Consider the following 23,639-nt stretch of genomic DNA (forward strand, 5'->3'; position numbering starts at 1 on the left):
CTTTTTTGTATCTTCCGGCCGACGGACCGTTCAGGCCTGTCCTTTTGACTTCCGCCAAAAAACAGGCCGTCCGTTACGCTACATGAATCTGATTTCTTAAAGAACTTTAAACGCCTCCGCTCACGCTTCGGCCTCCGCCGTATCCATCGGGTCACCCCTCCGGTACTTCCTGCTTTTTTCTTTCACCTTCCCGGGCATCGCGCCCGTTCCGTCGTCCCCTCTCTCCCGATTGGGAGTGCAAAGGTAACAGCTTTTTTCTTTTCTCCAAAATATTTTTTTAAAATATTTTTTCCTCCCCTGCCGTTCACCTCCGTACCTCAAAAAACAACCGCATCCCTTCGTTTGCGGAGCGCCCGCCTTCCGAACGGGATGGCAAAGGTACGAATTTCCCCCGTTCCCCCAAATGTTTCGCGCCCCGGACCATAGCTTTTTTTTACAACAAACTGGAAATCAAACCGTTTTTTTTTACCTTTCTTCTACTTAAAGCCAACAGCAGAACATCCAAAAGATTTTTTACTCTTCAGCTACGCGCAGCGATCAGTCATTACATCCATTTTGTCTGTTCGAAAAACAGAAACTAATCACCGGTTCAGTCAGCTTAATCAGTCAAAGTCGAGTTGTTTAAATACCGGCTTTTCCCTCTTCGGCAGAAGAAACGAAGAAATTTAAAACTCCAACCCACACCTATTGTTCTATTATTGTCTGTTTTTATACAATTGAATATACAATGCTTGATTATTTGCAACACCTTTCACAAGAAATGCCAGATTGGATTTGGAATTTAACCGTAATTCTGTTCTCGATATCCATTGGCATCATTTTGAAGTCTATACTTCTTCCCTTAGCTAAACAACAGTCAAAAAAAGAACTATCGTATTCAATTTTCAGATCCATTATTCGTCATTTCAATAAAATTTTCACCATTTTCATTCCTCTTTTGACCTTTAGTTCCCTACTTCCATTAACTAAATTCAATGCTTCTAGCTACGTAGTTATTTCTAAAACAACAGAGATTCTAATAACGCTATGTTTTGCGATCATTATTATCCGAATGTTACGCGTGTTCGAAGATTATCTTTACCACCGTTTTGATATAAGTAAAGAAAACAATCTTCGGGAGCGGAAAATTCGTACGCAAATTGTCTTTATTCGAAAATTGTTGATAACGCTCATTGTTGTCATTACGGTATCCATTATCTTACTAAGCTTTGAGAGCATGCGTAAAATAGGCGCAGGGCTACTAACCGGTGTAGGAATAGGAGGAATTATCGTCGGTTTTGCAGCTCAGAAGTCCCTCGGAAATCTGCTAGCCGGTTTTCAGATTGCTTTTACCCAACCCATACGCATGGACGACGTACTCATCGTTGAAGGTGAGTGGGGGAAGGTCGAGGAAATCAATTTAACTTACGTAGTTTTGAACATCTGGGACAAGCGTCGTCTCGTGTTGCCAATCAATTACTTTATCGAGAAACCCTTTCAAAATTGGACTCGAACAACTGCCGAAATTTTAGGTACTGTATTTATCTATACTGATTTTCTGGTTCCAGTTGAAAATTTACGCCAGAAATTTGCCGAACTGCTGAAGGGTAACCGCCTGTGGGATGGCAAAGTGAATGTATTACAAGTAACCGATCTAAGAGAGCAAACAATGGAGATTCGATGTTTAATGAGCTGTAGAAACTCAGGGGATGCATTCGATCTAAGATGTTATGTACGAGAAGAAATGGTAAAATATATCCGTACAAACTTCCCCGAAGCCTTCGCCAGAACAAGAATTACAATGATTGAATAATGGGGGATACTCCCCCAAAACTATGCGTGCTGCCCTTCATGTTTGCCTTCTGCAAATTCTTCCACGATTTTACCATTAAAAGCCGGTAAATCTTTCGGGGTTCTGCTAGTGACCAAGCCCTGATCGGTAACCACTTCGCTATCTTCCCACTGAGCGCCTGCATTGATTAAATCTTTTTTAATAGCAGCTACTGAAGTCATTCTCCTACCCTCTACCACTTCGGCATCGATTAATGTCTGCGGGCCATGGCAAATGGCAGCAACCGGTTTTCCCGCTACAAAAAAATCTTTAACGAACTGAACCGCGTCCGGATTAGTGCGTAACTTATCGGGATTGATAACGCCGCCCGGCAAAAGCAGTCCGTCATAATCCGAAGCGGATACTTCTTTTAGATTTTTATCAACCGGATATGTTCCCGTCCATTCATCGCCTTCTTTTGCTCGCACCGTTCCTGCTTTTGGAGAGACAATGTGAACAGTTGCTCCCGCCTTTACCAACGCTTCCTTCGGACTGGTCAATTCAACCTCCTCAAACCCATCTTCCGTTAAAATCGCAATTTTTCTTTCATTAAGTGTTCCCATAATACATGTTTTTAATATAATAAATGTATATTAGGTTACGCTTATCCAAACTATTTTGTTTAAAAAACTTTAATTTTTAATCGTTTTTCAGCAAATGCAATACTTAAAGTCGATTGGAAAGTAGCAGCCAAACCATCACCATGTGACCGTGTAAACCATTTAATACTTATCAAGCATTAAGCTGCACAAAATTGCGATGCAAAAAAGCTTCGCGATAGCCAAAGATCGTGCGCAATTTACTTTCTATAAACCTTCCTGCTACAAACCGGCCCACTGTCCCTAACGGAAGCTTATACACTACTTTATCATGAATCAGGGTACCTTTGTCCGTCTCTTTAAAGTGGTGTTCATGATGCCATAACGCATAAGGTCCGAATCGTTGTTCGTCTACAAAGTAAGTTTTTGCTAAAACATGCGTGATTTCAGTCACCCATTTCGTTCTCATTCCGGGCAGAACCGAAACCATATATGTGATGATCTGTCCTGCATAAATCTCGTCGTACTCTCCATTGGTGATTTCAAAATTCATCGCTGTAGGGGTAAGCTTAGTTAAATTTTTCGGCGCAGAAAAAAAAGACCAAGCTTCGTCGATCGATAGAGGAAGAATCTGCTTATTTAGCAACGTGTATATACCTGATGTTTGCTTTATTTCGATCATGGTAATCAGAACCTCTCCTCCAACAATTTGGCCCCCTATTATGTTTGAAATATTTCTTTACTTTATAAGAAATATTTTTTTAGATATCTTCGATGAGATTTATGACTTTACAGGAGAAAACCGCATGATAGAAATCAGTTTTTAATCCTAAATAAGCAATATATGAACCTTCAAAAAACGCTACTCTACTTATTCATGTTATCCGCTTTGTGGTCTGGATGTAATCAAGGCACCGAGCAAAAGAAAAAAAATCCCATTGATTCATTGCATAAAAAAGCTTTAAAAGAGTGGAATAAAACCATACCGGGAAATTTCAGCGAGCAAACTGAACTAAGTTTTGATAGCGCACGATTAGATACATTCTTTAATGCGTATAAAAATCTAGGTCCCTACCAAGAAAAGGTAAGGAAGTTTTACCGGAACAGGAACTATCATTTCGCTTGGTTCGATGATAAAGGGCTCATTGAACAAGCAGGAAATTTAACTGACAGGATGCTTAATCTAAAAGACGAAGGGATTGATGGGGAACTTCCATATAGTAAACATTTGGATTCGTTGATAGACGCATACAGTCAGCATAAAGGAACTAAAATAACCAATGAGGAACTGGAATTCATGCTCACATCGCAGTACTTCCTCTTTGCCGATGTCGCTTGGCAGGGCATGGATGACGCCAATGTGAAAGCGAACGATTGGTTTGTTCCTAAGAAAAGAGTATCTTATTCCGACTATTTGGATAGTCTCCTAAAACATCCTGTTAATGAAACAGGCGCCTCTATCGAGCCTGTATACCGGCAGTACGAACAACTACGAGGATACCTGAAGAAATATAGGGAATTAGCGGCCAAACACAAATGGAATCCTGTTATCGCAGACAAGAAAAGTTACAAAATCGGAGATTCATCAACCGTCCTTAGACAGATAAAGACACGATTATTCCTTTTAGGCGATTATCAAGGAGATACGCTCACCAATTTATACGATAGTACACTATTTTCCGGTGTGAGATCTTTTCAATCCCGACATGGATTACGTCCTGATGGTGCAATTGGAAGCGGTACCATTAATGAGCTTAATGTACTTCCGGCAGCGCGCTTAAAGCAGATAGCCGTGAATATGGAGCGCAGTCGATGGCTACCGGTAAGTCTAAAAACCGATTATTTGGCCGTCAATATTCCCGAATTCAAATTGCACGTCTATCATGCAGATAGTTTGCTCTGGAGCTGTAACGTAGTGGTGGGCAAAGCCATGCATAAAACCGTTATCTTTCACGGTGACGTAAAATATGTTGTTTTCAGCCCCTACTGGAATGTGCCACCCAGTATCGTAGAGAACGAAATACTCCCCGGCATGCGGAGAGATCGTAACTATATTGCTAAACATAATATGGAAATCACAGGAAAAAGCGGTGGATTACCTAATGTCAGGCAAAAGCCCGGCCCCAAAAACTCGCTAGGTTTGGTAAAATTTCTATTCCCGAATAGTTATAATATTTATCTGCACGACAGTCCTGCAAAATCTTTGTACAACGAGTCCAGCAGAGCCTTTAGCCATGGTTGCATCCGAGTAAGCGAGCCGGAGAAATTAGCCAATTTCCTTCTAAGAAGTGATTCAACCTGGAATAAGGAATCCATCTATAAAGCCATGCATGCAGGAAAAGAAAAATACGTAACCTTAAAGAAAACGGTTCCGGTCTTTATTGCTTACTTTACTGCGTTCATTGATCGAGAGGGAAAGATTAACTTTAGAAAAGACATTTACGACCGGGACGACCGTTTAGCTAAAATGCTGCTTACTGAAAATAAATAACAAATGATTTAAGTATACTGACATAGGGTTGTCAATATACATTCTTTCTTTGTTTCAAAAAACAGAATATTATGGACTTGATAAAAGCATTAAAACAAGAATTGATAGGTGAAGCGGAAACCACTAGGAAGTTTCTGAAACTTATCCCCGAAGACAAATACGACTGGGCCCCGCACGAAAAAAGTATGAAAATGCAACATCTTGCGGTTCACATTGCTGAATTACCTTCTTGGATTGCTTTGGCTGTCGACACCGACGAATTGGATTTCGCTGTCAGCGGATATAGTCCTAAATCCTGCGCTAACAATGAAGAATTACTATCCATGTTTGAAGCATCCCTTCAACAAGGCAACGAGGCACTTAATAAGGTTCGTTTGGAGGATCTTGAAAAAAGATGGGTTTTACGTCAGGCAGAGAATATATTATGGGATGGTACTAAATATGGCATGATACGGCTTGCATTCAGTCAAACTTCCCATCATCGTGCACAGCTTGGAGTTTACTTAAGGCTACTGAATATTCCCATTCCGGGCAGCTACGGCCCTAGCGCAGACGAAGCAAAATTTTAATTTTAAGTATACTACCTCCCCGGCGGCACCTCGGAGGTGGTATTTGCGCTCAAAGCACGATTCTCGTGTTATACAACCTTTATATAAAGTATTGTAGTGGAAGAAATTTGTCAATTATTTTTGCCACTACAAATCTTTAGCTATTTTTGCATCATTATGATAGCAACTCCCCTTCGATAAACAAACTTTGGTATGAGTTTGTACGGATAGGAACAAATGTTTTACCCTATCTATTCACTTATTACGTTTAGCGTTTACTAGAAAAGAGAAACGCATATCTGCTATAACTTACTATATTAAATGAAATCTACATCTCGCGCAGCTTTTGCGTTTATTTTTATTACGGTGCTTATTGACATCACCGGAATTGGCCTAATTTACCCTGTTTTACCGAAACTGATCTCCAACCTGATTCACGCCGACATAAGCATAGCAGCTGAATACGGCGGTTGGCTCACCTTTGCCTATGCGATGATGCAATTTATATGTGCTCCTATCATGGGCAACTTAAGTGATCGGTATGGCAGACGTCCTATCCTTCTTTTATCGCTCTTTGGATTCGGGATGGATTGTCTTTTGATGGCCTTCGCTCCTACTATCTGGTGGTTATTTTTAGGCCGCATTATAGCTGGCGCTATGGGTGCCAGCTATACCGTCGCTTCTGCCTATATTGCCGATATCAGCAGTCCTGAAAAACGCGCACAAAACTTTGGTTTAATCAGTGCAGCTTTTGGTGTTGGCTTTATTATCGGACCCGTTATAGGAGGACTACTAGGAAAATATGGTACACATGCCCCCTTTCTTGTAGCAGGGCTGCTTAGTTTTCTAAATTTATTGTACGGCTTCTTTGTTTTGCCTGAGTCTTTAAAAAAAGAAAATCAACGTCCATTCGATTGGTCTCGTGCTAACCCAATCGGTTCCTTCAAACATCTAAGTAAATTTCCCGCAGTTGCCGGACTCATACTTAGTTTGTTGCTAATCAACATTGCAGGCCACTCCATGGAAAGTATATGGTCGTTTTTTACGATCGAAAAATTCAAATGGAACGAACAGGAAATTGGTTATTCTCTTGGTTTTATGGGGGTGGCTTTTGCCGCTGTTCAAGCAGGTTTAACTCGTATTTTGTTACCTAAACTGGGAGAAAAACGTGCCATCGTTATTGGCATAATGCTCTATACGATTAGCTTAACGTTATTTGCTTTTGCTAGCCAAAGTTGGATGATGTACGCCTTCCTTATCCCTTATGCCTTAGGCGCGATTGCCAATCCTGCGCTTCAAGGTTTCTTATCCAACCAGATACCGGATAATGAGCAAGGTGAATTACAAGGCGGCTTAACGAGTTTAATGAGTATGGGCGCTATTATCGGACCACCGATTATGACCTTTTTATTCGCCAGATTTGCAGGCGCTAATGCACCGATATATTTTCCGGGAGCACCTTTTTCTTTCGCGGCCTTATTAATGTTCGCTAGCCTGCTACTCGTTTTCAAGAGTTTGAGGAAAGGGTAGCTTAACCCATCGATTCCCTAATTATAATAATGGAATCGATGGTCTATTCAACGCAACTTGTCACCCTCTATTGCTCATAGCCAAAGCGCTTAAGGTAATTCTTCTTGCTTCGCCAGTCTGAAATTACCTTTACAAAAAGCTCTAAAAAAACCTTTTTCTGCAAGAACTCTTCAATGTCTTGTCGTGCATAGGTGCCCACTTTCTTGATCATACTCCCCCCCGTACCGATAATGATATTTTTTTGTGAATCACGCTCAACAATGATTTCTGCACTAATTCTGACCAATTGTTCCTCCTCCTTAAATGATGTGACAATTACCTCTGTACTATAAGGAATCTCCTTTTCATACAATTTAAAAATTTTTTCCCGAACCATTTCAGACACAAAAAAACGCTCCGATTTATCAGTGAGTTCGTCTTTTTCATAAAAAGGGGGGTGAACCGGTAAATGCTCCAGCACAAACTGGAAAACAGCCTGAATATTATGTCCTAAAAGAGCAGAAATGGCGAATATGGCGGTCGGATTTAGTGTCTCTTGCCAGTAGTTTATCTTCGCCTTTACATCGTCTTCATTTGATTTATCGATCTTATTTACTAAGACAACCACCGGCGAATCTGTTTTTTGTAGTTTTTCTATCACATCTGTTTCGTCATACTTTTCGTTAATATCAGTAACAAAAAGAATAATATCAGCATCCACTAACGATCCGTGAACAAAATTCATCATGGATTCTTGTAAACTGTAGGCAGGCTTGATAACACCTGGTGTATCTGAAAACACAATTTGGTAATCTTCCTCATTTACAATACCCAAAATACGATGCCTCGTTGTTTGTGCTTTAGGTGTAACAATGGACATCTTCTCGCCTACTAATGAGTTCATTAAGGTTGACTTACCAGCGTTTGGCTTCCCTACTATACTTACAAATCCAGCTTTGTGTGACATTTTTTTTAAATTTTATTTGCACAGCAAAGAAACAAAATATATCTTTGCACTCCAATCAAACGAAAACAAATATTGTTTTTCAGCAGTAGGAAAGCAATTTTAAAATAAAATATACTGCGGGGTGGAGCAGTTGGTAGCTCGTCGGGCTCATAACCCGAAGGTCGCACGTTCGAGTCGTGTCCCCGCTACTACAGCCGATCAAAATTTTGGTCGGCTTTTTTATTTTTGGCTTCCCTTATTCTCCGTTATTAAATCCCTACCTACATTCATCTTTTAAATTGCATAATAAAAGCAATTTACATAAGTTTGTGCTCCGCATACGTGTAAGTGTAACACGAGCAAGCTTTAGTTTCAAAAAGTAAAAATTTAAGTATATTATGTCAAATACATCCAAGATTATCTACACCAAAACCGATGAAGCTCCTGCTTTAGCAACTTACTCTCTACTTCCAATTGTTAAAGCTTTTACAGCATCATCCGGCATTGATGTAGAAACCAGAGATATTTCTTTGGCCGGCAGAATCCTCGCCGTCCTTCCGGAATTTCTTACTGAAGAGCAGAAAGTCTCTGACGCATTAACCGAATTAGGCGAATTAGCAACTCAACCGGAAGCCAATATCATTAAGCTTCCTAATATTAGCGCCTCTGTTCCTCAATTAAAAGCAGCTATCAAAGAGTTGCAAGCAAAAGGCTATAAATTACCTGATTATCCCGAAGAACCCAAAAACGACCAAGAAAAGGATATTAAAGCGAAATACGACAAAGTAAAAGGAAGTGCGGTGAATCCGGTATTACGGGAAGGAAATTCAGACCGCCGTGCACCAAAGGCAGTAAAAAACTACGCAAAAAAGCATCCTCATAGCATGGGAGCCTGGAGTGCCGCTTCAAAGTCGCACGTCGCAACCATGAGTAGCGGTGATTTCCGTCATAATGAGAAATCGTTAACAATTAACGAAGAAACGGACGTGAAAATAATTTTCACGGACAAACAAGGGAATCAAACCGTACTGAAAGAGAAAACGCATTTATTGGCAGGCGAGATTATCGACGCTACCGTTATGAGCAAGAAAGCACTCTTGTCTTTTTTGGATGCCCAAATCGCTGACGCTAAAGCAACGGGAGTTTTATTCTCGCTACACATGAAGGCAACGATGATGAAAGTTTCCGATCCGATTATTTTCGGACATGCGGTAAAAAGTTTTTTTAAGGATGTTTTCGCGCAATACGGTGAAGATCTTAAAGCTGTTGGAGCCAATCCAAACAGTGGTTTAGGGGATGTATTAAGCGCTATAGATAAACTTCCCGACGACAAAAAAGAAGCAATAAACAACGCGATACAGAACATATTGTCTAATGGTCCTGCCCTTGCTATGGTCAATTCAGACAAGGGAATAACCAATCTTCATGTTCCGAGCGATGTAATTGTTGATGCATCCATGCCTGCCATGATCAGAAGTTCAGGGCAAATGTGGAATGCTGACGGTAAGCTTCAAGACACCAAAGCGGTTATTCCTGACAGTAGCTATGCAGGAGTTTATGATGCAACCATCGAGTTCTGTAAGAAAAATGGTGCTTTCGATCCGGCGACTATGGGTACGGTTCCCAATGTTGGTTTAATGGCACAAAAAGCGGAAGAATATGGATCGCATGATAAGACCTTCGAAATTACCGGGGATGGTAAAGTTGAAGTCATTGACACCAAAGGAAACGTCTTATTAAGCCATGAGGTAGAAACGGGTGACATTTGGAGAATGTGCCAAGTAAAGGATGCCCCTGTTCGCGATTGGGTAAAGCTTGCTGTAACACGTGCACGCGCCTCTGAAACACCTGCTGTATTTTGGCTAGACGCGGAGCGCCCACACGATGCCGAGCTTATCAAAAAAGTAAATGCTTATTTACCTGAATACGATACTACAGGCTTAGACATTCGCATATTATCACCTGTTAAAGCAACTGAGTTCACATTAGAACGAGTTAAAGCAGGACAAGATACAATTTCTGTAACGGGCAATGTGCTTCGCGATTATTTGACGGATTTATTTCCAATCCTTGAGCTTGGAACGAGTGCAAAAATGTTATCCATTGTCCCCTTAATGAATGGTGGCGGGCTCTTTGAAACCGGGGCCGGTGGATCTGCTCCAAAACATGTTGAGCAATTCCTGGACGAAGGCCATTTACGATGGGATTCATTAGGTGAATTCCTTGCACTCGCTGTTTCACTAGAACATCTAGGAACAAATTATAACAACCCTAAAGCCCTTGTGCTTGCAGATACCTTAGACCAAGCAACCGGCAAACTTTTAGATAACCAAAAATCACCATCTAGAAAGGCTGGCGAACTTGATAACCGGGGGAGCCACTTCTATTTAGCTTTATACTGGGCCGAAGCATTAGCTGCACAGGATCAGGACACTGAGCTGAAAGCACAGTTTGCTGATTTGGCAGAAAAGCTAATTAGTAATGAAGGCAAAATTAATGAAGAGCTAAACGCTTCTCAAGGCAAAAAGGTAGATATAGGAGGATATTATGCGCCTGACGATACGCTGGCCTCAAGAGCTATGCGTCCGAGTGCAACACTTAACGAAATAATTAATAGCCTAGTATCGCATTAAGCTTTGCGATCAAATAAAAAAGGAGGTGTAAAACATCTCCTTTTTTATTTAGGGTTCTTTTCGTTTCTGCTATTTTTCAAAAAAACTGTTGATTCCCGCGATTTTTCCGTAACTTTATAGTATACCAATGCTATGTATTATGAAGTCGATCATTATAGCAACGGATTTTTCAAAAGCAGCATATGCTGCAGCATGTTACGCTGCTCATCTAAGCGCAAGTCTCCTTGTTGACACCCTCATTATTTATCATTCATACGATAATGAATTGTATGTAACAACAGACATTCCAATTCCTAACCGACAGCAACTTCAAACACAGCGTGAGAAATCATTAATTGCACTGGAGGAACTACGGGTAGCGCTCAAAAAAATTGCCCCAAAATCAATCAGTATAAAATCGGAAGCAAATGACCAGACATTGGTTTCAGGCATTGAAACAATGATTGCGGAAAATCAAACAGAATTAATTGTGATTGGCACAACAGGCAAAAGTAATCTTGAACAAGTATTAATGGGGAGTAATGCCCTAACTGTAGCTAAAGAAATCAGCACGCCCGTACTACTCGTACCTGCCACACACACGTTCAGTCCGCCGAAACAGGCCGTTCTTGCTTGCGATTTGAAACACACGGAAGACACACTTCCCCTGGAACATATCCGTCATTTTGTTAGTACCCTGAGCTTAAAGCTTCATATCCTTAACATACAACCCACCGCATCTGAACCAATTGCCGACACTATACCTGAGCAATACAAGCTTCACGAGTTGCTGGATGATTTGAATCCGACATATAACTATATTGATCACGAAGATACGGCCTCAGCGATTATTCACTTTGCAAATGAACATGATATAGATCTGGTTATTTCTGTAAGAAAAAGCTACGGGTTCTTCAGGGATTTATTCCACAAAAGTATTACGAAAAAACTGGCTTTTAAAACTACGATACCACTCCTCTTGCTCGGCAAAAAATAAAGTAAGTTCAAAAAAGTCAAAGGCTAAATAAATGAGCTTCAAGCGAGAAAAAACGTTCCAAAACCGTGCGAAAAAAACTGCAAAAACTTGTGCTCTTTTATTCGCCAATATTCGTATTTTAGCCACACGGATAGATTATGGAAAGCAATCACACAGAAGATATATTAAATAATAAGGGTCAACTATTTAGAATTACCTACCAACACCTCGATTATTATTTTAGGGTAATTAAACCAACGAAAATCACCGCCTCAACTAATGAGATTGAAATTTTGCTGGATGAAAACACCTATGTTATCGAGCGGGAGGGCCGCACATGGGTATTCAAAGGAGCTGGCTTAGATAGTGACTTTGCGAATGCAATCGGCAGACTAATCTGTCTACGATACCGCCTTTAAGTTTATTAAGAGCTTATACTACTTACCTTGACACAATTAAAGAACATAAGTAGCAAGACATAAGACTACAGGATATGTGATAGAGCAATATAGTCGTCTTGCTACCCGATACCTATGTCCTGTTGCCTTGTACTTATGTCTTGCTACTTGATCATACAATATATCCATCATAGCCTAACAATGTCAATCCTTATCCTTAACTTTGCGGCTTTATGAGACGTCTCTCGTCAAAATCGGAGAGATGGGAAACAACACTTAAGGGATAAAGGGAACAAAATGTCTAATATCATTGCCATAGTCGGCCGACCAAACGTTGGCAAGTCAACATTATATAATCGTTTAACAGAAAGTAGAAAAGCAATCGTGGATGACATGAGCGGGGTAACTCGCGATCGGCATTATGGTCAAGCTGAATGGGTGGGAAAAACTTTTACGGTCATTGATACAGGCGGATATGTGCATGGGTCCGAGGACATTTTCGAAGCTGCTATCCGAGAACAAGTGTTAATAGCCATTGAAGAAGCATCGGTCATTTTATTCATGGTTGATGTAACTGTCGGAATCACCGATTTGGATGACGATATAGCACATCTATTACGTCGCTCAAATAAACCCGTTTTTGTCGTTGTCAATAAAGTTGACCACCATCAACTACATACGGATGCGTCCACTTTCTATGCTTTAGGACTAGGCGAAATCTACAATATTTCTTCCATGACCGGTTCAGGCACCGGCGAACTATTGGATGAAGTCGTAAAACACTTTGACGAAGTGCAGGAAGATGAAGGCAGCCTACCCAAATATGCAATTGTTGGTCGGCCTAATGTCGGCAAATCATCCTTCATTAATGCCTTAATAGGCAAAGAACGCAATATCGTAACGCCTATTGCCGGCACAACACGAGATTCAATACAAATTCACTACAATCAATTTGGGCACGAATTCATGTTAATAGACACCGCCGGACTGCGTCGAAAAACAAAAGTGAAGGAAAATATTGAGTTTTATTCGGTCATGCGTACCATTAAAGCATTAGAAGAAGCGGACGTTGTTATTCTTATGATCGATGCGACTGAAGGACTAGAATCACAAGATGTAAATATTTTCCATTTAGCAGAAAAAAACAAAAAAGGTGTTGTGTTGCTCGTAAACAAATGGGATTTAGTAGATAAGGATCATAAAACCCTTAAAAGATTTGAAGAGGAGATCAGAAATAAAACGGCTCCATTCACGGATTATCCCATTGTCTTTACGTCTGTTATCGAAAAACAACGGATCTTTAAAGCAATAGAAGTAGCAACAAAGGTTTACGAGAATAAGTATAAGAAAATCCCGACTTCGAAGCTGAACGATGTTATGCTTCCCATTATCGAGAATTATCCACCCCCAGCAACTAAAGGAAAGTACATCAAAATCAAATATGTTACGCAAATTACAGGACGATCACCTATGTTTGCTTTTTTCTGTAATCTCCCGCAATATATTAAAGATCCATATAAACGCTTTATCGAAAATAAATTACGTGAGCATTTCGATTTCACCGGCGTACCGATTCAGATATTTTTCCGACAAAAATAAGGCTATTCTATCGTTTTATTGGTATGTAAGCAGATTATCATTATCTTTATCGGGCAGACCAATTGAGATTAAAACTGAGGCTATTTATCGGTAGCGTTGGTATTTTCCTCGAAAACCGAAAGCTTATTTTTTATCAACATGTCTAATCTCGTAACAATAAAGGATATAGCTCGGGCACTGAATATATCTGTTTCAACCGTTTCGAGGGCACTACGAGATGCCCATGACGTAAGTTTGGAAACAAAAAGTAAGGTCGAAGCAATGGCAACCGCCCTACACTACAAACCGAACTTTAATGCCATGGGCTTAGCTAACGGAAAATCCCACAATATCGGCATTGTGTTGCCATTTATAACTAATTACTATTTTTCTACAGTTATTACAGGCATACAGGAAGCCGCCTATAATAATGGGTATAATATCGTACTTTATGTAACAAACGATTCGCCGGAGCGAGAACTGGCAATTATCAACAATCTTTCTATTGCGAATTTAGACGGCCTTTTAATTTCTACCTGTTGTAAAACCGGCGATCACTTACAGCACCTTCTTCGTAATAAAATACCTATTGTATTTTTTGATAGAGTAATTGAAAAGGTAGAAACTTCCAAGGTGGTACAAGATGACTACAATGGAGCTTTTCTTGCCACCAGTCATTTGGTTGAGCAAGGCTACACCAAAATAGCACATATCGCCGGCCCCAGAAATCTTCCATTAACGGAAAAGCGGCTAACAGGCTACCTTGACGCCTTAAAAAAACATTGTCTACCCATTAGAGAAGAGTGGATTATCGCTTCCGGTTTTTCACAAGAATGTGGTGAGTCAGACGCAATGGAATTGCTACAGTTGGCAAAAAACATGAAACCGAATGCTATTTTCGCCGTAAACGACAGAAAGGCTGTCGGAGCAAGTATAACCCTGAAGAAGCAGGGTATAATAATTGGAAAAGAAATAGGGATCATCGGTTTCACCAATGATCCTATTTCCTGTTTAGTAAGTCCAAGTATCAGTACGGTCGCTGAACCCGCTTTTGATATCGGCTTCATAAGTTGTGAATTGCTTTTAAAACATATAACTAAAAAGCAAACTCCTTGTCAGGAGATTATACTACCTGCAGAATTAATCGTCAGAGAGTCGACACAAAGAGCTTAAAGCGAAAATCCTACTTATTTTAATAAACTTGCAGCTGCTTCGTCTAGATATAACGAACAGCTAGCATGTTTCTGTAGAATACTGGCAGGATAAGCATTGCTAACATTTTGTTCAACGCTATCTTTAACGGCTTGCGCTTTTCTGGCGTCCGGTACTGAGCAAATGATATGCTTTGACTTACAGATTTGCCGTACCGACATGCTGATAGCCTTTGAGGGCACCTCATCAAGCGAGTTAAACCAGCCCTCTCCTAATTGCTGCATCCGACATTGCCTGTCCAAGATAACTTCCAAATAAGGCTCTTCCGTATCAAAATCAGCTGGTGGGTCATTAAATGCCAAATGCCCGTTTTCCCCAATCCCTACCAAGGCCACGTCAATCGGATGTTGACGAATCAAGTCGTTCAGTTCTTTTCGTACCTCGCCCGAATCCGACTCTCCGTCAATTAAATAAGCCGCTTTCAGCGACGGAACATGAGCAAGAAAGCGCTCCTTCAAGTACTTCCGAAAACTGGCGGGGTGACTGATCGGTAGATTAATGTATTCATCTAAATGAAACATTGTAACCTTTGACCAGTCCACCTGCTCTTTTATCAACTGATTAATCGTTTCAAATTGACTGGTACCTGTTGCTAAAATTATATTAGCAAATCCCTTCTCATTAATCGCTTCATTAATTAATTTGGCAGCTTCTTTCCCGGCAGCCTGCCCCAGTTCCCTTGGGTCTTTTAATATACGAATATCCATAGTTTTTATTTTCTACATATGTTATGATTGTATCCATTACCAACACTAAACCCTTGCGCCCGTTGTTGCTCCTTCCGCTAACGACATATCTAAGGGTTGATTTTCCTTCCACTTGCCGGAAGTAAAATCCGGTATACGGATGGGTTTGCTTCCGTTTGCTACTGACCATTCGCTCAAAGGACCGATAACACTCCAGCTCGCTGCATCGTAAACATCCATATCTAGCGGTAAACCATTTCGGAGGCAGTCGATCAAACGCCAATCCATCATAAAATCCATTCCTCCATGTCCACCGATTTTTTTCGCTAATTCGCCTATCTTTTTCACGATGGGAGGCGTGTACTTTTCTTCCAGCAACTTCATTTCCTCGTCTTCTAACCACCCTTCATGGCTTGTAGCAATCTTGCCGGGTAGTGGATATTTTTGTGCCGTCGCCTTTGTTCCACTCAATAGATGGATACGGGAGTACGGTCTTGGTGATGACACATCGTGTTGCAGCATAATGGTCCGTCCCTTCCCTGTCCGTATAGTACTCGTATTGATATTTCCCCTAAAAGGACTGTTGATGAATTCTTTGAAACTTGAATCCTCCTTAGCCTTCTCTTCGGCTAAAGGCTTCAAGAGAAAATCATTGGACGACATAGACACCATATAGTCCAAATAATCTCCGCGATTTATATCCATTGCCTGACAAACAGGACCTATACCATGTGTCGGATATAGATCACCGTTCCGTTTTGCATTCTCCCGTAAACGCCAGAGATTCCATCTAGCGTCTTTATCAAAAAAACTATCTAAAATATCGTGTATATACGCCCCTTCACCATGAATGAGTTCCCCGAAGAAACCTTGCCGAACCATATTGAGCGTTAACAATTCAAAGAAATCGTAACAACAGTTTTCAAGCATCATACAATGCTTCTTCGTTTTCTCCGATGTTTCTACCAGTCTCCAACAATCTTCAACGGTAGTTGCTGCAGGAATCTCGACCGCTACATGTTTTCCATGTTCCATTGCGTAAACTGCAACCGGTGTATGAAGAGCCCAGTGCGTACAAACATAAATCAGATCTATATCATCCCGATCGCACACATGCTTCCAAGCTTCGGCACCATCATGATACAAAGTGGCTTCATGCCCGGAAAATTGAATACGATCCTTCGCTTTTTTTGCTTGTTCGGGACGTATGTCACATATCGCTTTAATCTCTACACCATCCAACCTACTAATACGTTCAACTGCCGCACCTCCTCGATTTCCCACACCTATGAATCCAATTCGTACAACATTCATCTTAGGCGCTGCATAGCCACACATATTGAATGTTTGGTGATGATCTTTTTGACTCGCTTTTAGAATGTGCATCAATGCCCCATCTTCCTCCTTTGCTTTCGAACCATCTTTATCATTACATGCACTTAAACCTGTTCCACCCACTACGCCAAGGCCCGTTATCCCTGCATATTTTAAAAAATCTCTACGGTTACTTTTCATATTATTTTAGTATTTAACATTAGTTAATGATAAAATTGATATTATGTTCCTGATCCCATCTTGCCTTCAAAACAGCTATTTCTTTCTCCAACTGCTGTTTTGTTTCAAGGTCAATCAACCTACCCGACATACTTCGAGCACGAACAAATTCTATGGCCTCCGCTTTACTTAAACCGGCCATCGTCATGATATCTCCCCAGTAAAGGACACCCGGAAGATGAATAGACATATTATAATAATCTACGCCCTCTCTACTATCAAAAATATAGCTATAAGGCGAGTCATAAAGCACTAAAGACTTCAAATTGTGCATCGTGGAAAAAAGCAGCGCCGCTACACTTGGTTCTTTAAAACAGACAAAGGTCAATGATCCAAATTGCTGATCGATTAGCCATCTATATACGACTTGCATATCCGAGAACCACTCGCCAAGCACGGTTCGTCCCAACCATAAAGCCGAGCGTGCCAATGTATGGAAAGGAGGCAGATGTTCGTCTAATTTTAACGCTGCAGGCGACCCTTGTTCACCTAAACCCCAAAGATCTACTAATAGTAACATGCTCCCTTCCTCGAAGGCCTGCTCTAGTAGTTGAAGAGGAATTGCTTCTTTTCCCTCCCCATGAAAGAATACTTTACAAGATGTGGTACAGCCCTTGGCCGGCTCATATAAAAGCAAAGGTATTTTCTGGTTATTGGTGCATTCCAAAACGACTTTTTGCCACAGCCCTTCTTTTCCTTTTTTTATAATCTGTCTAAGCTTTTTGTCCTCAATGTGTCCAAGTACACCCTCTAGTTCTTTAAGCTTATCCGGAATCGATGCCTCATCCAATAAACTTTTGCTGTGTAAGATCGATCCTCGTTCACGACAAAAATGTTCAGTAGTTTCCACAAATACCGGCCTCGCATGATGGTAGGTTATCAATACTTCCTGATCGATTTCTTTACTAATCGCATCTTCCATTCTATGCACCTGTTTTCTACTATTTGTTAAATGAAGATCAAACCAATCGACAGCGGCTCGAAGCATTTCTACTGAATAGGTATGTTCTTGATCAAATAATTCATATGCCAACTTCTCTTTTGCTCCCAATTTAGCATATATCGCTTCTGCATATTTATAACAATGTAGCATCTGACTATGATAAAAGGAGGGATTATCTTCTCTTATTGCGCTCAATACCTTAAGTGCCCTGGGTGCTATCAATCCTAACGCATGTGATTCTTCCAAAAAAGTCAAGCCATTTGGCAATAGCTCACAAACACAATTACTATTCATCACATAAGATTCAAAGGTCCCCACACTTACTACGGGAACAACTGCTTTAATGCGCTCATCTAAAGCCGCTAACCACATGGCCTGGTTTCCTCCCCCACTTGCGCCGGTAACACCTATTCGCTGTGTATCTACCATGGGGAGCGAGCACAAAAAATCCAACGCTCTCACATTGTCGGTCAGTTGCATACCCATTAAGGTTTCTCCTATATTAAATAGGGATGCACCTAAGTTGCCACCATGATATTCTTCTAGATGCGCCACGCTGCCCCGTTCGCCGGCCCCCCAAGCATCCATGGTCAATACAATATAACCGGCGTTTACTAAACCAAGTGCTACTTGACGAAATAGGCCAGCATTTCTTGCTCCGGCCCAATGTCCGTGGGCAACTAAAATTGCCGGTAACCGCCCTTCTATTTTTGGCAGATATAGATTCGCAGTAGCATAAACAGACGGTCTGGTCTGAAAGGCAATATTTTTGATATGAAAAGTTGACCGCTCAATTTTGGCCGTTTCTTTCACATCAAAGTCTAAGGTCTTGAAAAAACTTAGGTTAGCTTCTTTAATGACCTTTTGCCTTAGAGCCGGCGCAATGTCCTTCCATTCTTTTCTTTTATTTGCAGACAAGCAATGGTTAGACGCGCGCGATGCCAAGTCCCGATAATGTTCCAGGATATAATCATTCGCTGCTTCCTTTTCTTCAAATACCGCGGGAACTTGCACTTGCTGACGCATTGATATTATCACCTTTCGTTAATTTGATCATTAATCCACATCCCACCATACACGGGTAGCGGCGTTATCGGGGCCTCCTAATAACTTCTTCCCTTCTGCTAAGGCTGCACCATTTGTGGAAGCCTCCACTGACGAGTATGGCAGTCTTTTAATAAATGTCCCCACCGGCAAATCGGCGTTATCCGATTGTAAAAGCGGATACATCGTAGGGTAGCCCGTGCGCCTGAACTCTGCCCAAGCTTCTATCCCATCCGGAAACACGGCCAGCCATTTTTGTGTAGCAATCTGTGCTCGCTGCATAGCTTCGTTGTTGGCCCAGCGAACCGGTATTTCACTCACTGCTTGCGAATTTGCTTCATCACCCGGCGCCATAGGTCGAGCATCACTTTGTATGTAAGCATTGATTGTGGATGCATCATTAATACCCCATTGTTGCAGGCTTAATTCGATTCCTTTTTCATAATAACTTTGCGCCGTACCACCTCCCATATTCCATCCATTCAATACCCCCTCGGCTAATAAAAAATATGCTTCCGCGGCTGCCATTACCTCTTGCCTTGCACCTAATTGCGCAACCCATGCCGTATTATCCGTATTCCGTTGAACCCATTTCAGGCCTAAGTTTGAAGTCTGATTAGGCCTGTTTCCCGGCAGATTGATTGCCGTCGGTGAGGACCCATTACGAAGTCCTTTAAATTCTCCGGTGGCCACCGCTGCTTGAAAAAAAACAGGAAGCCGAGGATCCTGATAGCCCTTTAAGTATGACGCCATGGTAGAACTCATGCTAAATTCATTGTTTGCTGCATTAAAGGCCAAGCCATTGGCATCGTCTCCATTTAATGAGCGTTCGATGCTGGCGGTTTCACTATTAGCTACCATGACACCGCCGGCAACCGCAGCTTCCGCTTCTTGTTTTGCCCGGTCGGGAGCCACTTTGGATATACGCATAGCCATTCGCAATCGTAATGTATTCGCAAATCGAATCCATTTGGCAACATCGCCACCATAGATCAAGTCCTGACTACCAAAGATATTCGTTGCTGTACCGTTCTTTAAATTGGTGACGGCAGAATCAAGTCGCTTAAATAGGTCATCATAGATTGCTTCTTGCGAATCATAGGGAATGCTACTATCCGTACTACCGGCTTTAAAATAAGGAACAGGTCCATATTGATCGGTGTATCTATGAAAAACATAAGCTTTCATGATATTGGCTAAGGCATATTCCCCCGAACTCCGTTCTGTATTATCAAAGATTGCCTGAAGTTGAGGCATCGTAAGAACGTAGGTAATAATAGCAGGTCGGGAAAGCCAGCCATCATTCATGGCATATCGATCGGTAGTGAAACTGGTCGTTGTGAGCGCATAGTACTGCGCGTACAAGTCCGGCATTAGGATCGATATCGTCTGATAGTAAGGGCGATGTATGGTTGCTGCCGATTGTGCTCTCGAAAACATAAAAGGAAGCTCACGTGCACCGGCTTCGGTCAGTTTGGAAGGATTGGTATTAATTTCGTCGAAGTCGCCGGTACACCCTGCTATTGCCAGTAACCAAATGGATGCGACTATATAGATAGCTCTTATTTTCATCGTATTATTTCTTTTAATTGCTGATGAGAACTCGAGTAAATAATAATTGTACTGTATGTCAATATTATTTACTTCTCGGTTTCATAATTGCAGATTTTGATTAGAAAGATAGATTTACATTAAACCCGAAGCTGCGTGTGGACGGTAATATCCCACTTTCAATACCCTGAAAGTTGCTAGTTCCTATGGCTACCTCGGGGTCAACCGGCAAGGTTCTTTTTCCAATACCCGGAATATCGAGCTTTGATTTCCCGCGATAAAAAAAGAACAAATTCCGAGCCGTCAATGAAAAACGAGCCGTTTTAATAGGAGATCGTTTCATGTTCAACGTATAACCTACAGAGAGTTCTCGAAGTCGGAAATTGGTAGCATCATAGGTGAAAAATTCACCGTAGGCATTTGTACCTCCCTGCGAAACTTGAGTCCAAAGTTGTTCAGCGGATATGGCGGTCGTATTCCGGCTTCCATCTGCATGAACACCTGCTAAAATCAGCCCGCCATCCCGGTAAGCGGTCGTATAATCACCTAAACCAAAGTAGGCTAACATAGCATCTGTTCCCGAAACAACGGTACCACCAACACGACCGTCAACCATAAAGGAGAAATTAAATTGTTTGTAATCGAACTGGTTCAACCAGCTTAACGTGTAGTCGGGATTAAAATTTCCGATCTTCTGCAATTGCTCTACGACAGGAAGACCATTCGCATTGATTTGATACTGTCCATCCTCATTTCTTGCCCACTTATAGCCATAAATATCCCCATAGGCTCCCCCGGGCTTGATTAATAAGCTCCCAAAATTGGTTGAAGGGGAAATGCTCGCTTGCTCAATTCCTGGAAGTAAGGATAACACCTTATTTCGATTCAGCGCAAAATTCACGGTCGTATTCCAATTAAATCCTTCCTTTTTAACTGGATTACCCGTTAACATCAATTCCATACCTTTATTCTGAATATCACCTACATTAACATACTGATTATTGTAGCCAGATGGTTGAGGAAGTCCGATAAAGATTAATTGGTTTACGGTATTCGTTTTATAGACGGAAGCGTCCAAACCTAATCGCCCATCAAAAAATCGCCACTCAGTACCGATTTCCCATGCCTTTGTTTTTTCGGGTTTCAAGTTGTCAATATATTTAATCTGATCACGTGCTACGAAACCACTACCGGCGCCCGGACTATAAGAATAGGTCTGTTGAAGCAAGTAAGGATCCGCATCATTTCCCACTTGTGTATAAGCTCCTCTCACCTTAGCATAACTCACCCATGATGGGAGCTGAACCATCTCAGAAAGCAGACCCGACAACCCAAAAGATGGATAAAAATAACTATGAGGTGCGGGCAGTGTGGACGACCAGTCGTTTCTTGCAGTGACATCCAGGTATAGTTGTTCCTTATAATTCAATTGCGCACTTCCGTAAACCGACTGGATTTCCTTCTTTGCCACGATGTTACTGAAAGCAGGTGTGCTCGCAAAATTTAAATCAAACATGTTCGGTATACGCAATCCATTCGCCAGAGCCTGCGTATTATAGCCGCTATTGTTCAAGACTGCTGCACCAATGTTATAGTTCACTCCAAAATCAGCTCCAATTTTATTCGTTCCCGATAAGAGGAAGTCTATATTGCGTTCCCACCTATTCACATTGTTCTCCTGATACCTGCCGCCGGTAAGCGTTGGAATAGGAAGCGTTCCGGCATAAAAAGAACCTGTTATTTTATCATCGTACCGATCTAAACTGAAGCGCCCCTGAGCAAACAACCAATCGGTCAATTGATATTTAACGGATCCAACCAACATGATACGATTGCGTTCTTCATTTAAAGACATGCGATAGATGTCCCAATAAGGATTTTGAAAAAAGGAACTGTTTGTCCAATATTTTGGTTGTGGTTGTAGCGTTTCCTCATTGATGGTTTCAAAATCCCTTAACTCTTCCGGAGATAGGTCCCGAGGCATAATGAGCGCCTCATTCGTTACACCATTGTCCCCTAATCGGGGTTTATTCTTTATTTTTTGATTGACATAGGTAAGTTTGATATCTGTCGTCAGCCCTGGAAGTATTTCATTGTTTAAGCGTAAATTCAGCGTATTTCTATCCAATCGATTTTTTGGAATAATACCGGTGATGATGTTATTGGTATAAGAAGCATAACCTTGCATCTTTCCGGTACCACCTGAAACGCTTATCGAATTATTCAGTGTCGTTCCGGTATCATAGAAATCACGAACATTATTTGGATATGTTTGCGTAGGCGCACCCCAACTTCCGGCCGCATCCGCTCCGAACACACCACCGTTACCCCTACCGAAACTGTTTTGTAGATCCATTAACAGCATAGGCTTATCTATTGCCACGCCTCCACTGTAATTAAGGCGTACAGCTCCCTCTTTACCTTTCTTAGTCGTGATCATGAGGGCGCCATTTGCAGCGCGGCTTCCGTAAAGTGCCGCCGCAGCCGGTCCTTTCAGCACAGTTACCGATTCTACATCTTCCGGATTGATACTTGCACCGCCATCACTTCCTGAATATCCGCTACTTAAGCTCTTTTGCTGTGTAGCCACCGTGTTTGCCGATCCACCGCCCCCTTGTTCGGTGGTCATCGTATTATCGATGGGTACCCCATCTACCACAATCAATGCGTTATTGTTCCCACTTATTGAACGGTTACCTCGTAAAACTACACGCACAGCACCACCCGGTCCTGTGGCCGCGGGCGTAACAACCGCACCGGCTACCTTACCGTTTAAGGCATTCATTACATTGCCGCCAGGATCTTTAACGTTTGTCAGATCATTGTTTTTCAATTCTTGGGTGGCATAGGTTAGTGATCGTGTTTGTCGTTCTATACCCAATGCGGTAACAACAACTTCGCTTAATTGAGCAGCATCTTCTACCAAGGTGATATTTAGCATTTGATCGGAACTAATAGGCACTTCCTTAGACTGGTAACCAACGGAAGAAAAAACCAGTACATCACCCTCTTTTGCCGCTAAACTAAAATTTCCCTTGGTATCAGTAGAGGTACCGGTTTTCGCTCCTTTTACTTTTACACTTACACCGGGGATTGGTTGTCCGTCGCTTTGACTCTTAACGACGCCCCCTATGTTGCCGCGTTGCTGTGAACATACCACAATAGGCATTAAAAACACCATCCATATTTGCAAAAATGTTCGCAGAAAGGCTTTAAAAGGCAAGATTCTTTTCATAATTTCT

At 41.6% G+C, this 23,639-nt stretch carries 17 protein-coding genes and 1 tRNA gene; 10 read left to right on the forward strand and 8 right to left on the reverse strand.

Annotation, left to right across the window (positions count from 1 at the left end; translation table 11 throughout):
• Nucleotides 1–760 precede the first annotated feature (760 nt).
• Entirely contained in the window at nucleotides 761–1,792 is a 1,032-nt protein-coding gene (locus tag ACH11B_RS01920) for a mechanosensitive ion channel family protein (RefSeq protein ID WP_041387840.1), read from the forward strand.
• Nucleotides 1,793–1,812: 20 nt separating this feature from the next.
• On the opposite strand, the gene ACH11B_RS01925 is transcribed toward ACH11B_RS01920, so the two are convergent.
• Entirely contained in the window at nucleotides 1,813–2,373 is a 561-nt protein-coding gene (locus ACH11B_RS01925; RefSeq protein ID WP_013663670.1) for a type 1 glutamine amidotransferase domain-containing protein, read from the reverse strand.
• A 169-nt stretch (nucleotides 2,374–2,542) separates the two neighbouring features.
• Entirely contained in the window at nucleotides 2,543–3,031 is a 489-nt protein-coding gene (locus ACH11B_RS01930) for a hypothetical protein (RefSeq protein ID WP_377612876.1), read from the reverse strand.
• Nucleotides 3,032–3,193: 162 nt separating this feature from the next.
• Between ACH11B_RS01930 and ACH11B_RS01935 the strand changes: the two genes are divergently transcribed.
• From ACH11B_RS01935 to ACH11B_RS01945, 3 genes are all read left to right on the forward strand, one after another.
• Entirely contained in the window at nucleotides 3,194–4,840 is a 1,647-nt protein-coding gene (locus tag ACH11B_RS01935; RefSeq protein WP_377612878.1) for a murein L,D-transpeptidase, read from the forward strand.
• A gap of 71 nt (nucleotides 4,841–4,911) precedes the next feature.
• On the forward strand, nucleotides 4,912–5,409 hold the full coding sequence (locus tag ACH11B_RS01940) for a DinB family protein (RefSeq protein ID WP_289552503.1): 498 nt from the start codon (nucleotides 4,912–4,914) through the stop codon (nucleotides 5,407–5,409).
• A gap of 300 nt (nucleotides 5,410–5,709) precedes the next feature.
• Complete coding sequence (locus ACH11B_RS01945) at nucleotides 5,710–6,918, forward strand: TCR/Tet family MFS transporter (RefSeq protein WP_013663675.1); 1,209 nt, start codon at nucleotides 5,710–5,712, stop codon at nucleotides 6,916–6,918.
• Nucleotides 6,919–6,985: 67 nt separating this feature from the next.
• Here the strand turns inward: ACH11B_RS01945 and era are convergent, their stop codons facing one another.
• Entirely contained in the window at nucleotides 6,986–7,864 is an 879-nt protein-coding gene (gene era / locus ACH11B_RS01950; RefSeq protein ID WP_130858517.1) for a GTPase Era, read from the reverse strand.
• 115 nt (nucleotides 7,865–7,979) lie between these two features.
• Between era and ACH11B_RS01955 the strand changes: the two genes are divergently transcribed.
• The 6 genes from ACH11B_RS01955 (at nucleotide 7,980) to ACH11B_RS01980 (ending at nucleotide 14,580) form a co-directional block, all read left to right on the forward strand.
• Nucleotides 7,980–8,052, forward strand: a tRNA-Met gene (locus ACH11B_RS01955).
• Nucleotides 8,053–8,241: 189 nt separating this feature from the next.
• Nucleotides 8,242–10,476 carry an NADP-dependent isocitrate dehydrogenase gene (locus tag ACH11B_RS01960; protein ID WP_377612881.1) on the forward strand — a complete coding sequence of 745 codons (2,235 nt, stop codon included), beginning with the start codon at nucleotides 8,242–8,244 and terminating at the stop codon, nucleotides 10,474–10,476.
• Between the two features lie 139 nt (nucleotides 10,477–10,615).
• Nucleotides 10,616–11,452: a universal stress protein gene (locus ACH11B_RS01965; protein ID WP_377612883.1), complete on the forward strand. Its 837-nt coding sequence runs from the start codon at nucleotides 10,616–10,618 to the stop codon at nucleotides 11,450–11,452.
• Between the two features lie 137 nt (nucleotides 11,453–11,589).
• Entirely contained in the window at nucleotides 11,590–11,850 is a 261-nt protein-coding gene (locus ACH11B_RS01970; RefSeq protein WP_013663679.1) for a hypothetical protein, read from the forward strand.
• A 276-nt stretch (nucleotides 11,851–12,126) separates the two neighbouring features.
• Nucleotides 12,127–13,428, forward strand: a complete 1,302-nt coding sequence (gene der, locus ACH11B_RS01975; protein ID WP_377612885.1) for a ribosome biogenesis GTPase Der — start codon at nucleotides 12,127–12,129, stop codon at nucleotides 13,426–13,428.
• 138 nt (nucleotides 13,429–13,566) lie between these two features.
• Entirely contained in the window at nucleotides 13,567–14,580 is a 1,014-nt protein-coding gene (locus ACH11B_RS01980; RefSeq protein WP_377612887.1) for a LacI family DNA-binding transcriptional regulator, read from the forward strand.
• A 14-nt stretch (nucleotides 14,581–14,594) separates the two neighbouring features.
• Here the strand turns inward: ACH11B_RS01980 and ACH11B_RS01985 are convergent, their stop codons facing one another.
• From ACH11B_RS01985 to ACH11B_RS02005, 5 genes are all read right to left on the reverse strand, one after another.
• Nucleotides 14,595–15,326, reverse strand: coding sequence for a glucosamine-6-phosphate deaminase (locus tag ACH11B_RS01985; protein WP_377612889.1), 732 nt, complete (start codon nucleotides 15,324–15,326; stop codon nucleotides 14,595–14,597).
• A gap of 45 nt (nucleotides 15,327–15,371) precedes the next feature.
• Nucleotides 15,372–16,820, reverse strand: coding sequence for a Gfo/Idh/MocA family protein (locus tag ACH11B_RS01990; protein WP_377612891.1), 1,449 nt, complete (start codon nucleotides 16,818–16,820; stop codon nucleotides 15,372–15,374).
• A 19-nt stretch (nucleotides 16,821–16,839) separates the two neighbouring features.
• The gene (locus tag ACH11B_RS01995) at nucleotides 16,840–18,828 is read right to left on the reverse strand and encodes an alpha/beta hydrolase family protein (RefSeq protein WP_377612893.1); all 1,989 of its coding nucleotides are present in this window, start codon (nucleotides 18,826–18,828) and stop codon (nucleotides 16,840–16,842) included.
• Between the two features lie 30 nt (nucleotides 18,829–18,858).
• Nucleotides 18,859–20,418, reverse strand: a complete 1,560-nt coding sequence (locus tag ACH11B_RS02000) for a SusD/RagB family nutrient-binding outer membrane lipoprotein (RefSeq protein WP_377612895.1) — start codon at nucleotides 20,416–20,418, stop codon at nucleotides 18,859–18,861.
• Nucleotides 20,419–20,518: 100 nt separating this feature from the next.
• Nucleotides 20,519–23,632 carry a SusC/RagA family TonB-linked outer membrane protein gene (locus tag ACH11B_RS02005; RefSeq protein ID WP_377612897.1) on the reverse strand — a complete coding sequence of 1,038 codons (3,114 nt, stop codon included), beginning with the start codon at nucleotides 23,630–23,632 and terminating at the stop codon, nucleotides 20,519–20,521.
• Nucleotides 23,633–23,639 lie beyond the last annotated feature (7 nt).

The organism is Olivibacter sp. EAT-5 (assembly GCF_044784325.1).
Taxonomy (GTDB): Bacteria; Bacteroidota; Bacteroidia; order Sphingobacteriales; family Sphingobacteriaceae; genus Olivibacter; species Olivibacter oleidegradans.

Excerpts from the sequence above, each read along its gene's own strand:
- ACH11B_RS01970 (WP_013663679.1), top strand. The coding sequence starts at position 11,590 with ATGGAAAGCAATCACACAGAAGATATATTAAATAATAAGGGTCAACTA.
- ACH11B_RS01940 (WP_289552503.1), top strand. The coding sequence starts at position 4,912 with ATGGACTTGATAAAAGCATTAAAACAAGAATTGATAGGTGAAGCGGAA.
- ACH11B_RS01995 (WP_377612893.1), bottom strand. The coding sequence starts at position 18,828 with ATGCGTCAGCAAGTGCAAGTTCCCGCGGTATTTGAAGAAAAGGAAGCA.
- ACH11B_RS01960 (WP_377612881.1), top strand. The coding sequence starts at position 8,242 with ATGTCAAATACATCCAAGATTATCTACACCAAAACCGATGAAGCTCCT.
- ACH11B_RS02005 (WP_377612897.1), bottom strand. The coding sequence starts at position 23,632 with ATGAAAAGAATCTTGCCTTTTAAAGCCTTTCTGCGAACATTTTTGCAA.
- ACH11B_RS01980 (WP_377612887.1), top strand. The coding sequence starts at position 13,567 with ATGTCTAATCTCGTAACAATAAAGGATATAGCTCGGGCACTGAATATA.
- ACH11B_RS01965 (WP_377612883.1), top strand. The coding sequence starts at position 10,616 with ATGAAGTCGATCATTATAGCAACGGATTTTTCAAAAGCAGCATATGCT.
- ACH11B_RS01935 (WP_377612878.1), top strand. The coding sequence starts at position 3,194 with ATGAACCTTCAAAAAACGCTACTCTACTTATTCATGTTATCCGCTTTG.
- ACH11B_RS01985 (WP_377612889.1), bottom strand. The coding sequence starts at position 15,326 with ATGGATATTCGTATATTAAAAGACCCAAGGGAACTGGGGCAGGCTGCC.
- ACH11B_RS01925 (WP_013663670.1), bottom strand. The coding sequence starts at position 2,373 with ATGGGAACACTTAATGAAAGAAAAATTGCGATTTTAACGGAAGATGGG.
- ACH11B_RS01990 (WP_377612891.1), bottom strand. The coding sequence starts at position 16,820 with ATGAAAAGTAACCGTAGAGATTTTTTAAAATATGCAGGGATAACGGGC.
- der (WP_377612885.1), top strand. The coding sequence starts at position 12,127 with ATGTCTAATATCATTGCCATAGTCGGCCGACCAAACGTTGGCAAGTCA.
- ACH11B_RS01920 (WP_041387840.1), top strand. The coding sequence starts at position 761 with ATGCCAGATTGGATTTGGAATTTAACCGTAATTCTGTTCTCGATATCC.
- ACH11B_RS01945 (WP_013663675.1), top strand. The coding sequence starts at position 5,710 with ATGAAATCTACATCTCGCGCAGCTTTTGCGTTTATTTTTATTACGGTG.
- ACH11B_RS01930 (WP_377612876.1), bottom strand. The coding sequence starts at position 3,031 with ATGATCGAAATAAAGCAAACATCAGGTATATACACGTTGCTAAATAAG.
- ACH11B_RS02000 (WP_377612895.1), bottom strand. The coding sequence starts at position 20,418 with ATGAAAATAAGAGCTATCTATATAGTCGCATCCATTTGGTTACTGGCA.
- era (WP_130858517.1), bottom strand. The coding sequence starts at position 7,864 with ATGTCACACAAAGCTGGATTTGTAAGTATAGTAGGGAAGCCAAACGCT.